Here is a 14,108-nt window from a genome sequence, read left to right on the forward strand (position 1 = left end):
AGACATTAATCCTGCCGTTCGCCCTGACCAATATGAAACAAGCAGTCACCGCGGACGACCCGCGCTGGTACCCGCTTCGCCAAAATCACACCATCGGCCTCAAAAAATAACTCGACAGGCGGCCGGCCGGGGGTCTCGGTTTGATGGATCAGGGCCGCCGGTTGCCCGGGTTTGACGTCCTCACCCGGATCAGCCAGCGGCTCGAACACACCGGGTTCCGTGGCAAATATAGAGCCTTCTTCAAGAAAGGCCCGGGAGCGCCCGGGGGCGGCCTCGGGGGCGGAGGATATGGCGCCAATGGACTTCAGCGACCGCTTCAAGCCATCACCTGCTTCGCGGGCCAGTCCTTTTGTCACGGCACCGCCGCCAGCCAATTCCGTAAGAATACTACAGACACCTTTGCGGAACGCTGCTGCTGAGGAGAACCCGCCAATTTCGTCACGCTCGAAATACAAAGTCAGGGGCAATCCGAAGGCTTTTTCAACGGCCTGCTTCTCGGCCAAATGCGGATCATCGCCATACAGGGATATCAACAAGGTTGGCTTGTATAACAAGGAACTACCGCCAGAATGTAGGTCAAACAGATAGTCCGCCCGCTCGAGCAATGTATTTTCGATGTAATGGGCGATTTGTTGTGTCGGGGTGCCTGCCGGGTTTCCGGGAAACGATCGGTTAAGATTGCCCTGATCAAGCGGGGAGGTGCGAAGGCCGGCTTCCGCCGCTGGGAAGTTGGACATGGGCAGGAAGATCAATTGCCCCGTGACCTCTTCCAGTGGAAGGGTCCGGATCATCTCGGACAGGATCACCTGACCTTCATACTCGTCCCCATGATTGCCCGCCATCAACAGCACTGTCGGGCCTTCGCCATTCTTAATGCTGGCAATGGGAATGGGAATAAACCCATAAGCCGAACGATGAACTGAATGCAGCAGTTGAAGATAACCGTGCTGAACACCATTGGCATCGAAATCGATTGTACTGGTAATAAGAGAGGACATGTCACCCCGTCATAATCTGGATTGGGAACCCCAAAGATGGATTCTATAAGTCAATATTTGCCACGGGCCGTCCGGAAATACCAGTGAAGAAGTAACCGATGCAGAAATAAGGCAAGGTTGGCGGTTATTGATCCTTGGTATCTCGTTTGAACAAGGCCCATTCTTCCATGACAGTGCCATCGGGTAAGTGGCAATAGCCAACCTGGCCCGCAGCCTCTGACACGATTTTCACAGTGCCGCCTTTTTCAGCACAATGCACCGATGCGGGGTTGGCTAAGGTAGATTTCGGTTTCTGTTCCTCTGAGAGGCAGGCCATCAGGGGCAACACTAAAATTAGGGATAGATATCTCATAATCTTGACCTCAATACACGCATGTTTAGAAATAAATTATTTACCACAACCTATGGAGTGTCTATATAGTTTGTTTGCACTTCTACGGTTATTGTTTTTGACAGACACGTCAATAGGGGAAAAAAGTAGCATGCCGATTACCGGATCCAAACTGGAAAAACCTTCAAATCTCCTGAACATTTTTAAGACTAGCCTGGAAACCAAACCCGATGAGATCGCGTTGGTGTCCCGGCGGGTTCGCCTGACCTGGCGCGAATTGGAAACCATGAGCAGTACTTTGGCGAGCAGTTTGCTCGCTTTTGGTTTGGTGCCGGGTGATCGCGTAGCTTCCTTGATGCCCAATCGATGGGAACTGTTAATCCTTTATCTCGCTTGCCTTAAAGCCGGGCTGGTCGCCACGCCGCTTAACTATCGATATATGGCGCCGGAGATTGATCATGCGCTGGGCGTAAGTGACGCGAAAGTTTTAATTGCCCATGCGGAACGAGATGCAGACCTGGCCGAGACCAGCCTTGTGAAATCACTTCCATTTGGTGTCATCGGCTATGCCGCCGATGACAAGCGGGAGTCAAACCTGGAACAGATGATTGAAAGCTGTCCCGATAATATTGAAATTCCGGAAAACGATTTTTCCGCGCCGATGGCGATCTTTTTTACGTCCGGCAGTACGGGTAAGCCGAAGGGAGTGACCCATACGGTGGAAACTTTCAGCTGGATGTGTTCGGCAATTATGCAAGCCCTGGAAATTCGCGGCGATGATGTACTGCTACCGGGCTCCTCTATTTCGCATGTGGGAGGTTTTCTCTGGACATTTGCCTGTTTGTCCTCCGGTACGCAGGTTATTATTGCTCGGTCCTTTGACGGCGATGAAATGTTGCCAATCCTGCGTGATTTCAAGCCAACAGTTTTGAGCATGATTCCTGCGGCATTGTTCGAGCTGGTCCGCGACCGCCATGGTACCCATGATGATTTTGCGTCTCTGCGCCTTTGTGTTTCCGGTGGCGACAAGATCTCCAGTGTGCTCGAGCATGAATTTATGGAAAAAGCAGGTATCGTCGCCTCGGAAATATACGGCATGACCGAAATCGGTTGCTCGCATTTCAATCACGATAAGTCGCAGCATCATTTGGGATCCGTTGGGACAGTTGCCGACGGGTTTGAGGCAGTCCTGCGGGATGATAATGGTGGAGAAGTTGCGCTGGAGGAGCCGGGACGGTTATGGGTGCGATCAAAAAGCACAACAATCGGTTACTGGAATAATGAAGACGCCACGAGCGAAGCCTATGATGAGGGTTGGTTTGATACAGGTGACATCATGAAGCTTGATAAGGACGGGTTTTATTGGTTTTGTGGTCGCAAGAAACAGATCATTATACATAACGGATCAAATATTTGCCCGCAGGAAGTCGAGGAGGCATTGCAGGGCCATGCTGCCGTTGAACATGCCGGCGTTGTCGGCGTGCATGATCTGGTTCATGGTGAGAATGTTATTGCCTATATAACCTTGCAGGCTGATGCCGTTTTGCCGTCTTTGGGTGAAATTATTGCGTTTAGTAAAAAACTGGTGGGATACAAGGCGCCGGAAGAAATTGTCATCCTCGATGAAATGCCGTTTAACGCGACGGGAAAAGTTGACCGTGTCACCCTGAAGAAGCTCGCTGAAGAGGCTCACCGCATTGACGCCGTAGTAACCGCGTGACGGCGCCATCCTTTTATCAAGGCTTGGTTTACGGGTTTATTGCGGCTTTCTTTTGGGGAACCCACAGTGTCATCGTGCGGTTTCTGACCGCTGACCTGGGGGGTTTGGCTGTTGCTTGCATTCGGTTATATATCGCCGCGCTATGCCTTGGTGTATTTTTGAAATTTCGCGGCTATCCAATCCGCATTGATTTTCGAAACCCCGTCTTTTGGTGGACCACACTGGCCGCCACGGTGAATTTCGTATTTTTCCATGTAGGGCTTGAATATACCGATGCCCCTAGCGCGATTTTACTAGAGAATACAGCGCCAATCTTCGTCATTATTGGCATGTTCCTGATTTGGCGGTGGAAAATAAGATGGGCCGAGATGTGTTCCGTGGCGCTGGTGGTTTTTGGTGCCTATTACACGGTCCGGGACAGTTTTTCCTTAGGCGGGGATGTCGTCACCGGGGATATCATGGAAATAGTCGCCGGCTTGGTTTGGGCCGTCTTTATTGTCGGTAGCAGCCGGGCACTGAGCACCAGCTCAAGTACTAATGAGCGCGTTAATTTTCTGTTCGGCGTGTTTATTATCTCGGCTGTTCTGATGACACCGTTTCTGTTTTTCTCAACTTATCACGTGACCCTGCTTGACGGCACGTTGCTCATACTACTGGGTGTTTTCCCGACAGCCTTTGCCTTTATTTTTTGGTATGAGGCGGCGGCGCGGGTGTCAACGGTGACGGCGGCGCTGCTCTTTAGTCTGTCGATCATCTTTACGTTTATTTTCGCCTCAATATTTCTGGGAGAAGAAATTCGTCCGGATATGATGATCGGCGGGGGCCTTATAATTCTAGGGGTTGGAATATCAAAATTCTCGTCGCCGGAATTGGCCGCGAAAAAAATCTAGCCTCTCCATCCGGAAAGGCTAGGTCCGTATTGGCAGCCGTTAAGCTGCTTTACTTTCAATCAACTTGCTTGACGCAATTTCAATTGTTCGTGGTTTCAGGGCTTCCGGAATTTCGCGGACCAGATCAATATGAAGTAGTCCGTTTTCCATATCGGCGCCAACCACTTTAATGGTTTCTGCCAATTCGAAATTCTGGTTGAAAGAACGGGCGGCGAGGCCACGATGCAGATATTCTGCGTCGTCTTTTTCCTTGGCCGATTTCCCGGTCACTTTCAGCGAACTCTGGTTTGCCGTAATCTCGATTTCATCTTCCGCAAATCCCGCGACCGCCATGGTGATCCGGTAGTTATCCGCATCCTTCTTGACGATATTGTAGGGGGGGAAGCTGGTGTCGGTTGAGGCGCGCTCTAGGCCGCGAAACAGATGTTCGATACGGTCAAAACCAACGGAAGAACGCAAAAGGGGTGAAAAATCATATGCACGCATTGTCATATTCTCCTAAAGAAGCAATATAATTTGTTTCGCCATTATTGGCCAAAACAGTTGTCATCAGACCCGATAACGGCGCCTGACAGACCATATATGTGGTCAATAAAAAGGGAATCAAGCCTTATGAATATGGAAAATTAACTTTTTTGGCTTATTTATTTGTGAAGCAACCAAGTGAGTTTTCTGCGGGAATTTATTAATGAGTACAGGTCACGAAGAGGAAACGGTGCCAGCCATCGGTACAATATTTTTCTCCTCCACCTATGATGAGGCGCTGGCCCTGACCCACGAAGCACGATCCTATCTTGCTGGTCCCGGCCAGGAAGCGGTCCAGGAACTATCATCGGATCAAAGCTTTGGGTACGCGACGGAATCCTTGCGAATGACAACTCGATTGACCGAAGCCATGTCCTGGTTGTTTTTTCAGCGGGCCGTGCAAGCCGGCGAAATCACCGCCGAAGAAGCGCAGGCGAATGATTGCCATCTGCAGCATGCGGATGTGTGTCTGCCCGAATCCGAGAGGGATATTTCCAATCTGCCAGAAGGGTTCGTGTCGTTGCTGACCCGCAGTGAACATCTCTATCGGCGGATTTCCCGGCTCGATAAGATGGCGATCCACGCGTATGAGCGGGCACGTTCATAACCTGAAAAAATCCAAGAAAAAGGCGCTTTAAACAAAGCGCCTGTCTCAATCACCGGGTAACAACCCGCCGCAAATATAGGTTACTTGATGCCGAAGCTTGCGAAACGTTTGTTAAACTTGGCAACCTGTCCGTCGTCACGAAGCATCTGAGTGCCTCCTGTCCAAGCCGGATGTGTCTTGATATCAATATCAAGCTTCAAAACATCGCCTTCTTTACCGTATGTAGAACGGGTTTCGAAAGTCGTACCATCTGTCATTTCGACTGTGATGGCGTGGTAATCTGGATGTATTTCTTTTTTCATGTCGGCTCACCCTTTGGGGGACGCTAAAATTCTCTCAGCGCGCCTTATATTAAAGCTTGCCAAGGATAGCAAGTAAAGAAGTGCATTAAGGGGATTTTTCTTGCAATCTTGGCTCTGCCGTATACATCCTTTCATCGTAAACACTAACAAAAATGGACATTATCGCGTGACAGATACCAGGGAAGCCGAGATCCGGGCGAAAAACGCCGGAAAGCCGAAGCAGGGGATCAGCCGACTCTGGGAATTGTCACGATTCGTCAGCCCATATAAATGGGCCATGACGGGCGCGCTCATTGCTTTGGTCTTTGCGGCGGGTAGTACGCTCGGGATCGGGGAGGCAATCCGCCTGTTGCTGGATAAAGGGTTTTCCGCAAGCTCCGGCGCGTTGGAGCCCTATTTTATCTGGCTGATGGGCGTGGTTGCAGTGCTCGCGTTTGCCACCTTCGGGCGGTTCTATCTAGTATCTTGGATAGGGGAGCGGGTCATTGCCGATATTCGTAAAGCGGTTTTTGATCATGTGCTTACCCTGAATCCAGCTTTTTTCGAAATTACCCGGACCGGGGAAGTGCTGTCGCGGCTGACAACAGATACGACTTTGATTCAGACCGTCATCGGTTCGTCAATTTCTGTCGCCCTTCGAAATTTACTGTTGTTTGTGGGCGGACTTGTGATGTTGATTATCACCAGTCCTTCGCTGGCTGGAATTATCCTTTTGGTGGTCCCAGTTGTTATCATCCCGATTATCGTGTTTGGCCGCCAGGTCCGAAAACTCAGCCGGGCCAGCCAGGATAGCGTCGCCGCCGTCAGCGCCCGGGCTGATGAGACCCTGCGATCAATTCAGACCTCACAGGCGTATACCCATGAACAGCATGACCAGAGGCATTTCGCCGAAGAAGTCGAAACTAGCTTTCGCATTGCCATCAAGCGCATTCGCGCCCGTGCCTGGCTGACGGCGTTAGTGATTCTGTTGATTTTCGGCGCCATCGACTTTGTCTTATGGAGCGGGGCAACAGCGGTGGTCGGCGGGACGATGACAGCTGGTACTCTGGGTGCTTTTCTATTCTATGCGGTTGTGGTCGCTGGCTCCACTGGGTCGCTCAGTGAAGTTTGGGGCGATTTGCAGCGGGCGGCTGGCGCCTCGGAACGGTTGTTGGAAATATTAGCGGAAGAGCCGACGGTGAAGGTTGTCGATAATCCATTAACGCTGGACGATCGGCTGCAGGATAAAATCAGTTTCGATGAGGTCTTGTTCCATTATCCCTCACGCCCGGACATGCCGGCAATGGAGAAGGTGTCGCTTGAGATAAAAAAAGGCGAGACGGTTGCTTTGGTTGGCCCCAGCGGCGCGGGTAAAACGACGGTATTTCAATTGCTCCTTCGGTTTTATGACCCGCAAAGCGGAGCGATTTCCATAGATGGTACGGATATCGCGAAAACCGATCCAACCCGCTTACGTTCACTGATGGGACTGGTTCCGCAGGAACCGGTAATCTTCGCTGATACGGCTTATAACAATATCCGGTATGGTCGGCCGGACGCTAGCGATGAAGAGGTACGTGCCGCTGCGGACGCTGCCGTGGCGACAGAATTTATCGATGCCATGCCGGAAGGCTTTCATACGGAGTTCGGTGAGCGCGGCATTAAATTGTCAGGCGGGCAAAAGCAACGCATCGCCATTGCCCGGGCGATTTTGCGCGATCCGGAGATTCTGCTCCTGGATGAGGCGACGTCGGCGCTGGATGCGGAAAGTGAGCGATTGGTGCAAGTCGCTTTGGAACATTTGATGAAAAACCGGACAACCCTGGTCATCGCTCACAGATTGGCAACAGTCCTGAATGCCGATCGGATCGTGGTGCTTGAGAATGGCGGCGTTGTCGCGGAAGGGACCCATGATGACCTGATGCGCGAAGATGGCCTCTATGCCCGGCTTGCCAAGCTGCAGTTCGATACCGGACGTGCTGCACTTACTGCTTGAAGAAAATTCGTTAGTTAATTGATCTTAAAGGTGTTCGATGATGCGCTTAAGCTGTGAATCAATGGTTCGAGCGCCGAAATTTGCGTCATAATATGCACGGGCATCGGTTCCAAGGCTTGGAAGCTGGTCTCGATTTTCATATAGCTGTGCGACTTGTGTCGCGAGCGAATCGGCGTCTCCCGCTGCAATTTGCATCAATCCCTTTTCATCTGAGACCGGATAAGCGCTGGAACGCCGCGTGACAACAGGTTTGCCGCAGGCCAGGGATTGATACACTTTGTTTGGAATGACCCGAGCCGCTTTGTCGCTTTCTCCAAATATTCCCAGCAATACGTCAGCTTTATGAATTCGAGCCGGTATTTCTAAATAGGGAAGAGGGGGTGTAAAAACGATATTATCCTGTCCGGCGGCCAATTCTTCACAACGCGGCCGCTCAGGGCCTTCACCGATCAATGTCCATAGCACAGGGGCGGTACAACGTTTAGCGGCCTCCACGATGATGTGAGGCGCCTGTAGGCCAATAAAACTGCCATAGAACAGCGCTTCAAAGGGTTCTGCTCGAGATGGCGCCGGAGACTCTGCTGGTTTGAAGAGGGCTTCTTCCGCGCCGACCGCGACGACGCCAATTTTTTCTTTGGGAACAGCAAACGTGTCGGTGAAAAATTCTGCATGTCCGTTGGTATCGGCAATGACCCTGTCTGCGGCCTTCAAGATGTGCGTTTCCCAAGCAAGAAGCTTTCGGCCTTTGACTGATGTCGAGCTAAATTTTGACCGCTCAAATACCTGTTTGTCATAAGCGGATATCAAGGGATCGAATATCAGGGGAATGTTTCGAGAAGCGGCCCAGCGAGCAGCTGCCGCGACATCGCGTTGACGAAAGGCCGGCACCCACACCAGCTCCGGTGTTTCAACATGTGTAAGTTTTGCCTGAATATCGGCAATGGAGCTGATCTGTGGCCTAAAATCGATGACGCGCCACCCGAGATTTGAGAAGGCTTGTCGCAGGATGCGGTTCCGCGAATAATCTGGGTCAAACCGTCCCCACCATAATACGCTGCGCGGTGCGTCGCGGGCCATCAGCTTTTCAGTTCCAGTTGTTCGATAACGGTCTGTAATGGTAAATCCGCAAGATTGTCTTCTCGCAGAACCCGCACATCTGGGCCACGGGGGCGCGACATATCCGGGTTGGAAGCTTTTGAGAAAAGCACGACCGTCGGACATCCAACCGCTGCGATAAGATGCAAGGGCCCTGTATCATTGCCTATCGCCAGCCGGGCCTGCGCGCCAAGACTGGCAATATCTCCAAAGCTGGTTTGTGAAGAGAGATCCAGAGCGCTTGGGCAGAGATGCCGGATTTCCGCGATGACTTCTGCTTCCGCTGGCCCACCTAATAAGACCGGGGTCAACTCGTTACTGTGAAGGTGACCGGCCAGTTCACCAAATCGCGCCGCAGGCCATCTTTTCTCTGGACGGTGAGCTGATCCACCCGGTACTAACAAAGCGAGCTCAGGTGGTAGGTGGAATTTAGATATGTCAGTCATCGCCCAGGCAAAGTCGGCCGCCGGAATATCTGTGAGGCCGATGACAGATAATTGATCAATATGTCGCTCAATGGTGTGAATTTTGGTTCGCAAAGGACTTAAATGAGGGTGAGAACCTGCTTTAGCGTACCCACACCATTCAGGCTTCTGGCCCGCGGGGAATAGCTTGAAATAACTGTTTGTACGTTCTGAGGTCTGTAAGTCATACACCCGATCAAACTCTGCTGAGCGTAGTTTTTTCCGGAATGTTGCGAGATGTTTGAAATTCCATGGCTTTGGCTTGTCGTCTACCCACACGTCATCAAACAAACCAGATTTTTCCAGAAACTCGGCAAAGGGTTTAGTCGTCAGCAGCGTAATCTTGGCATCGGGATGATGTTGTCGGATGGCCTGGAAAGGAGATTGCGCCAATATGACGTCACCAAGGGCACCGTGCTTGATGACCAGAATATTCTTCATTCTGCCGATCCCTATCGTTCTGTGAGCTTTAATTCAATCCGGCGATTACGCAGATACCCGATTTCATCTTCCCGATCATCAATGGGTTGAAATTCTCCAAAACCCGTTGGTGCCAGTCTGTTCGCCGGAATGCCCTGACTGATCAGGAATTTCGTGACGGATAAGGCACGGGCCATTGAAAGTTCCCAATTGGAGGGGAAGCGGGCGGTATTGATAGGCTGACTGTCCGTATGGCCGTCTACTCTAAGGATCCAGTCGATATCTTTGGGTATGTCTTTTGAGATGCCAAGAAGGGTTGCTGCAAATTTTGCCATATCCTGCCTGCCTTGTGGACCGAGCTGGGCCTGACCCTCACCAAACAACACTTCGGATTGAAAAACAAACCGGTCACCAACGATACTGATACCGGGGCGATTTTTGAGCACTTCTCTTAGTTTTCCGAAAAATTCAGATCGATACTGTTGTAGCTCCTGTACCTTTTGCGCGAGGGCCTGATTGAGACGGCTACCCAAATCGGCTATTTGCGCTTGCTGTTCGACGTCTTTCACTTCGCTGGCTTCCAAAGCCTGGTTCAATTTTGCCAGTTCAGTTCTCAGGGAATTTATCTGCACGTTCAGTAACGCAACCTGTGAGGCGGCAGCCGCGGATAGAGCTTCTTCTTCCGTTAATTTATCCTGCGTTTGCAGATAGAGGGTCTGCAATTCAGCCAACCGGATCTCGCGCTCTTCGATATCTTTTTGAGCCAACACCGTTCGATCTGTTTCTTCTGCAAGACGCGCTTCGAGCTCTTTGCTGCGATCTCGCAGGCTCCCGACTTCGGTTTCGCTTGAAGCCAATTTTGATGTCAGTTCTTTGAGTTGTTCATCACTCAGTTGCAGTTTGGCTGCCATATCGCTGACATCTGTTTCCAGTTTTGTACGCAGAATCTCCAACGCCACGATATCACGTTTCAGACTTTCAAGTTCAGCCAGGTTGGCTCTGACAACATCTTCACTTACCACTAATTTTTCGGTGCTTTCGGCAAGTGCGGTTTCGGCTGCCGTCGCTTTTTCTGTTTGCTCTTTAAGTAAAATAGTCAGCCGATCACGATCTTCCTCAGCGGAGAGGGCGCGGCTGTTGAGTGTATCCAATTGGATAATAACGTTATCCCGCTCTTCTTGCGTGCGGGCGAGATCGATCGTTATTTGGCTGATCTCATTTTCAAGTTGGGCACTGGTGCCGCGCTCAAGAGCGAGTAAGTCGGAAAGCTCGTTTACCTGTTGGTTTAGTTTTTCAAGGGCGGCGTCTCGGCCAGAGAGAGCCTGCGATAAGAAAAATTGCGCCAGGACGAACACCACAAGCAGGAAAATAATGACCAACAACAGTGTGGTAAGGGCGTCGACAAAGCCGGGCCATATTTCATAATTGGCGCGTTGTCCGCTGCGTCTACGGGCCATTACTCACTCCGTCATCCGCTGCTTGCACAATATTATCCACGACGGCTTTCTTCTGCGATCGCGGCAATTGTTCGGGTTAAAAGCTTGATATCACTGCGAATTTCCTGAACCATCAACTCACGTCCATCGGCGCTTTCTTCCAGCATTCGCACCATATGAACATCCATGTTACGCAAATGATTTCGGCTGGCCTGATCCAATCCGGCCTGTTCTCCAGATTTGGCAAGTCGTTCAAGGACGGGCTTCAGGTCCGTTTGGCCTTCAGCCAACTTGATCAGTAAATCCTGCTCAGTCCGCATCTGGTCGGTCAGTGCCGCAAGACGTTCGCTGAGCCCAATAAAGGAGTTCTCGGCAGAACCACGTTTGTCCTCATTTCGGACAAGTGTGCGTTGCAAGTTATTCAGGCTTTCAGCCGTCTGCTCCAGCAACGCCTGAACATAAGCTGGGACGCTTTGCTCCCCTTCAGCAACAACGCCGGGAGTTGAGGCGGAGAACCGGGTGATGGACGTCAGCCATTCTTCCAGATCCGTGTAAAACCTGTTTTGGGCCTGACCAGCCTGCATATCCAGAAATCCAAGGACCAAAGATCCGGACAAACCAAACAAGGAAGATGAAAACGCGATCGCCATGCCAGCCAGTGGCTTTTCCAATCCAACTTTGAGCTCATCGAAAACTTTGGAAAAATCGCCGCCGCCAACATTGAGTGTTGAAATAGCGGCACCAACGGAATCGACTGTTTCAAGCAAACCCCAAAACGTACCGAGCAGGCCTAGAAAAACAAGGACATTGATCATGTAACGCGAAATATCACGGCCTTCGTCTAGTCGCGTTCCAATGCTGTCGAGGATCGTGTTCATGGTAATGGCCGTAAGCCGCACGGGACCTTTAGAATCCCCAATAATCGTGGCGAGCGGAGCGAGAAGTTTGGGGCCGCGTAAGGGAGGCGCGCCGGCGTCGAGCCGTCGCAACCCCTGTATCCAATTAACTTCGCCCGAAAGTATGAATACTTGGCGCAGAATGAAGCCAATACCAAATAGCAATACCAAGAGTATCAATCCGTTCAATGCCGGGTTTGCTAAAAAGGCTGTTTGTATCGGTTGGTATAAAAAGGCGGCAATGGCAGCCACAATTACCAAAAATATGGCCATCCGGATATAGTATCTCCGGGGCTTCTTGATATTGGGGGCCCCGATAAGGCTGGGTGCTTCTAATCCGGATAGGCTTGTCATTGTCACCGCGCAATCATTACTAGGTCAACACGATCTACAGGACCATCACCGGTTGGCTGGCCAAGAGCCCGTACTTCGATCTTATTATTCTTTACACCCAAGTCTATCAGTTTCGATCGGACGGAAAGCGCCCGACCCAAAGATAGGCGGCGGGCCGCACTATTGCTGTCTCCAGTCGCGTAGGCGATCAGTTGGACATTTTGCCCCTCGGTCTGAAGTTGGTCGGCAATGGCTTGGATTTCAGTTTCTGCAGATCCCGGAAGCGCTGCTTCGCCCGCCGGAAACAGAATGCGTGTCATGTCGCCGGTCGCCCGTTTCATAGGCAACGCACCGGGCTTCTTTTCTGGCGTTAAAGCGGCAACAACGATTTCTTTTTCTTCCGGTTGCTCTTCTTTAACGTCAGCTTGTTGAGATGTCGGAGCGGTTTCGTTCGGTTCGGATTGCTTTTCAACTACTTCTGCTTGCGGCGGCAAAGGGGCAATTTCTTCTGGCTTGCTGATCGCGTCGACGGTTGCCATTTTTGTCTCTGCATCGGAAGCCACATCCTGCTTTACAGTAGCGGCTTCTGCTGCCGTCGGCAAAGGTGTGGTCGCAGCCAGAGCGGTTTTCTCCGGAACAGTTTCAAATTTTTCGGGGGCTTCGGGGCTTGATGCAAGCTCTGCTGTTTCTTTGGGTGGAAGTTTTGCCGGATTAATTGGTGGCACAGGTGTCGTTGTTATTTCAACAGGTGTTGGCGCGGCGTCGACAGCCGCAGTTTCCGGCAAGGAAATCTCCGGCTTCATCCGCGGAGTGACAATCTTCGCCGCAGGCACCTTTTTCTGCAAACTTGGCGGAATCAGTATAATGACATCGCTGCCATCAATTATTCGCTGTGGTGCCGTATATTTCGTATCGGACCTCGGCGTCGGCAAATTGACGCTAACGCCCGAGTTATCTGTACCTGATATGACAATTGGCTGCGCGGCAAAGGCAGTTGTATGGCTTACACTGGCCAGAGATACTGTCAGGGCACAAGCACCAAGGAGGAGGCGCGCATTTACTGCTTTATTTGTCAAAACCATTACTTACCTCCCTCTTGTTTGATGCTGGATATCTGAATCCGTAGCATCGATACCGCGTTCGTCATGAAACTTGCCAACTGAAAATGGCAACTTTGCGGCATGATGAACATTCGCGATGTACAATAACTTAGCAAGGGCTCCCTCACAATCCCTTAGTTTTGAGTCAAATTTGACGCATTAGAAGCGTGAGGTATACGAGGAAGAGTTTGTTTCCAGTTATTTAGCGACCCAGACGGATCTTTCGGAAAATATCGAGCATGGATTTATTGATACCGCCAGCCGTGGCTAATATATCGCCTTTTTCAAGCATTTTATCTCCGCCATCTAGCTGACTGACCATCGCGCCAGCTTCTCGGGCGATAACAATACCGGCAGCCATATCCCATTCTTTCAAATTGCGTTCCCAGAAGCCGTCAAAGCGACCGGCGGCAACATAAGCAAGGTCGAGAGAGGCGACGCCAAATCGGCGAATGCCTGCAGAAACTTCCATAACCGCTTCGGCCTCTTTAAGGAATTTGTCGTGATCGGCAATTCCGGCAAACGGAATTCCTGTCGCCAGAATACAATCAGCCATGTTTTTCCGGTTTGAAACTCGAAGGCGGCGGCTGTTCATATAAGCACCAACGCCTTTTTCTGCCCAGAAAAGTTCATCGCGGATCGGATCAAGCACAATACCTGCTATAACTTCTTTACCGGCCTTGACCCCGATGGAAATGGCAAAATGCGGTAAGCCATGTAAGAAATTGGTGGTACCATCTAACGGGTCAATAACCCAATTATGGATACCATCTTTGGACGGAACGACGCCGCCTTCTTCAAGGATAAATCCGAATTCTGGCCGTAACCGACTTAGTTCCTCACGCAGCGTTGCTTCCGCGGTCAGGTCCGCCTGGCTTACAAAATCGGCGGGTCCTTTTCGCGATACCTGTAAATGCTCAACTTCGTTAAAGTCGCGATTAAGTTTCCGAGCGGCTTTGCGCGCGGATAATTCCATTGCGTTGATAAGGGCGGATTTTTTCGCCATAGTATTTTAC

14 protein-coding genes are annotated in these 14,108 nt (G+C 51.0%); 4 read left to right on the forward strand and 10 right to left on the reverse strand.

Annotated features, from left to right (window positions below; genetic code table 11):
* Positions 1-5: 5 nt before the first annotated feature.
* Both V7723_RS11045 and V7723_RS11050 read right to left on the reverse strand, forming a co-directional pair.
* Complete coding sequence (locus tag V7723_RS11045) at positions 6-998, reverse strand: succinylglutamate desuccinylase/aspartoacylase family protein (protein ID WP_335684526.1); 993 nt, start codon at positions 996-998, stop codon at positions 6-8.
* A 124-nt stretch (positions 999-1,122) separates the two neighbouring features.
* Positions 1,123-1,350, reverse strand: a complete 228-nt coding sequence (locus V7723_RS11050; RefSeq protein WP_335684527.1) for a putative hemolysin — start codon at positions 1,348-1,350, stop codon at positions 1,123-1,125.
* A 130-nt stretch (positions 1,351-1,480) separates the two neighbouring features.
* Here V7723_RS11050 and V7723_RS11055 point away from each other — a divergent pair, with 130 nt between their 5' ends.
* Together V7723_RS11055 and V7723_RS11060 are read left to right on the forward strand one after the other, a co-directional pair.
* Complete coding sequence (locus V7723_RS11055) at positions 1,481-3,049, forward strand: class I adenylate-forming enzyme family protein (protein WP_335684528.1); 1,569 nt, start codon at positions 1,481-1,483, stop codon at positions 3,047-3,049.
* Positions 3,046-3,939, forward strand: coding sequence for a DMT family transporter (locus V7723_RS11060; protein ID WP_335684529.1), 894 nt, complete (start codon positions 3,046-3,048; stop codon positions 3,937-3,939). The genes V7723_RS11055 and V7723_RS11060 overlap by 4 nt, the downstream gene beginning before the upstream one ends.
* A 39-nt stretch (positions 3,940-3,978) precedes the next feature.
* Here the strand turns inward: V7723_RS11060 and V7723_RS11065 are convergent, their stop codons facing one another.
* Positions 3,979-4,425, reverse strand: a complete 447-nt coding sequence (locus tag V7723_RS11065) for an Hsp20 family protein (protein WP_335684530.1) — start codon at positions 4,423-4,425, stop codon at positions 3,979-3,981.
* 202 nt (positions 4,426-4,627) lie between these two features.
* Between V7723_RS11065 and V7723_RS11070 the strand changes: the two genes are divergently transcribed.
* Entirely contained in the window at positions 4,628-5,071 is a 444-nt protein-coding gene (locus V7723_RS11070; protein ID WP_335684531.1) for a DUF1465 family protein, read from the forward strand.
* 80 nt (positions 5,072-5,151) lie between these two features.
* Here V7723_RS11070 and rpmE read toward each other — a convergent pair whose 3' ends face one another.
* Positions 5,152-5,373: a 50S ribosomal protein L31 gene (gene rpmE / locus V7723_RS11075; protein WP_335684532.1), complete on the reverse strand. Its 222-nt coding sequence runs from the start codon at positions 5,371-5,373 to the stop codon at positions 5,152-5,154.
* 166 nt (positions 5,374-5,539) lie between these two features.
* On the opposite strand from rpmE, the gene V7723_RS11080 reads away from it, so the two are divergent.
* Positions 5,540-7,348 (forward strand): ABC transporter transmembrane domain-containing protein, encoded by a 1,809-nt coding sequence (locus V7723_RS11080; RefSeq protein ID WP_335684533.1) that lies wholly within the window; start codon positions 5,540-5,542, stop codon positions 7,346-7,348.
* A 24-nt stretch (positions 7,349-7,372) separates the two neighbouring features.
* Here V7723_RS11080 and V7723_RS11085 read toward each other — a convergent pair whose 3' ends face one another.
* The 6 genes from V7723_RS11085 to V7723_RS11110 all read right to left on the reverse strand — a co-directional run bounded on the left by V7723_RS11085 (position 7,373) and on the right by V7723_RS11110 (position 14,098).
* Positions 7,373-8,425 carry a glycosyltransferase gene (locus V7723_RS11085; protein ID WP_335684534.1) on the reverse strand — a complete coding sequence of 351 codons (1,053 nt, stop codon included), beginning with the start codon at positions 8,423-8,425 and terminating at the stop codon, positions 7,373-7,375.
* Entirely contained in the window at positions 8,425-9,348 is a 924-nt protein-coding gene (locus V7723_RS11090; RefSeq protein ID WP_335684535.1) for a glycosyltransferase family 9 protein, read from the reverse strand. Before V7723_RS11090 ends, V7723_RS11085 begins: the two co-directional genes overlap by 1 nt.
* A gap of 11 nt (positions 9,349-9,359) precedes the next feature.
* A complete protein-coding gene (locus V7723_RS11095; RefSeq protein WP_335684536.1) occupies positions 9,360-10,784 on the reverse strand; it encodes a peptidoglycan -binding protein in 1,425 nt (474 codons plus the stop codon).
* Positions 10,785-10,816: 32 nt separating this feature from the next.
* Positions 10,817-12,013 (reverse strand): hypothetical protein, encoded by a 1,197-nt coding sequence (locus V7723_RS11100; RefSeq protein WP_335684537.1) that lies wholly within the window; start codon positions 12,011-12,013, stop codon positions 10,817-10,819.
* Between the two features lie 2 nt (positions 12,014-12,015).
* Positions 12,016-13,074, reverse strand: a complete 1,059-nt coding sequence (locus V7723_RS11105) for an OmpA family protein (protein WP_335684538.1) — start codon at positions 13,072-13,074, stop codon at positions 12,016-12,018.
* Positions 13,075-13,294: 220 nt separating this feature from the next.
* Entirely contained in the window at positions 13,295-14,098 is an 804-nt protein-coding gene (locus V7723_RS11110; protein WP_335684539.1) for an inositol monophosphatase family protein, read from the reverse strand.
* Positions 14,099-14,108 lie beyond the last annotated feature (10 nt).

This window comes from Sneathiella sp. (assembly GCF_036960985.1).
In the GTDB taxonomy this organism is placed as follows: domain Bacteria; phylum Pseudomonadota; class Alphaproteobacteria; order Sneathiellales; family Sneathiellaceae; genus Sneathiella.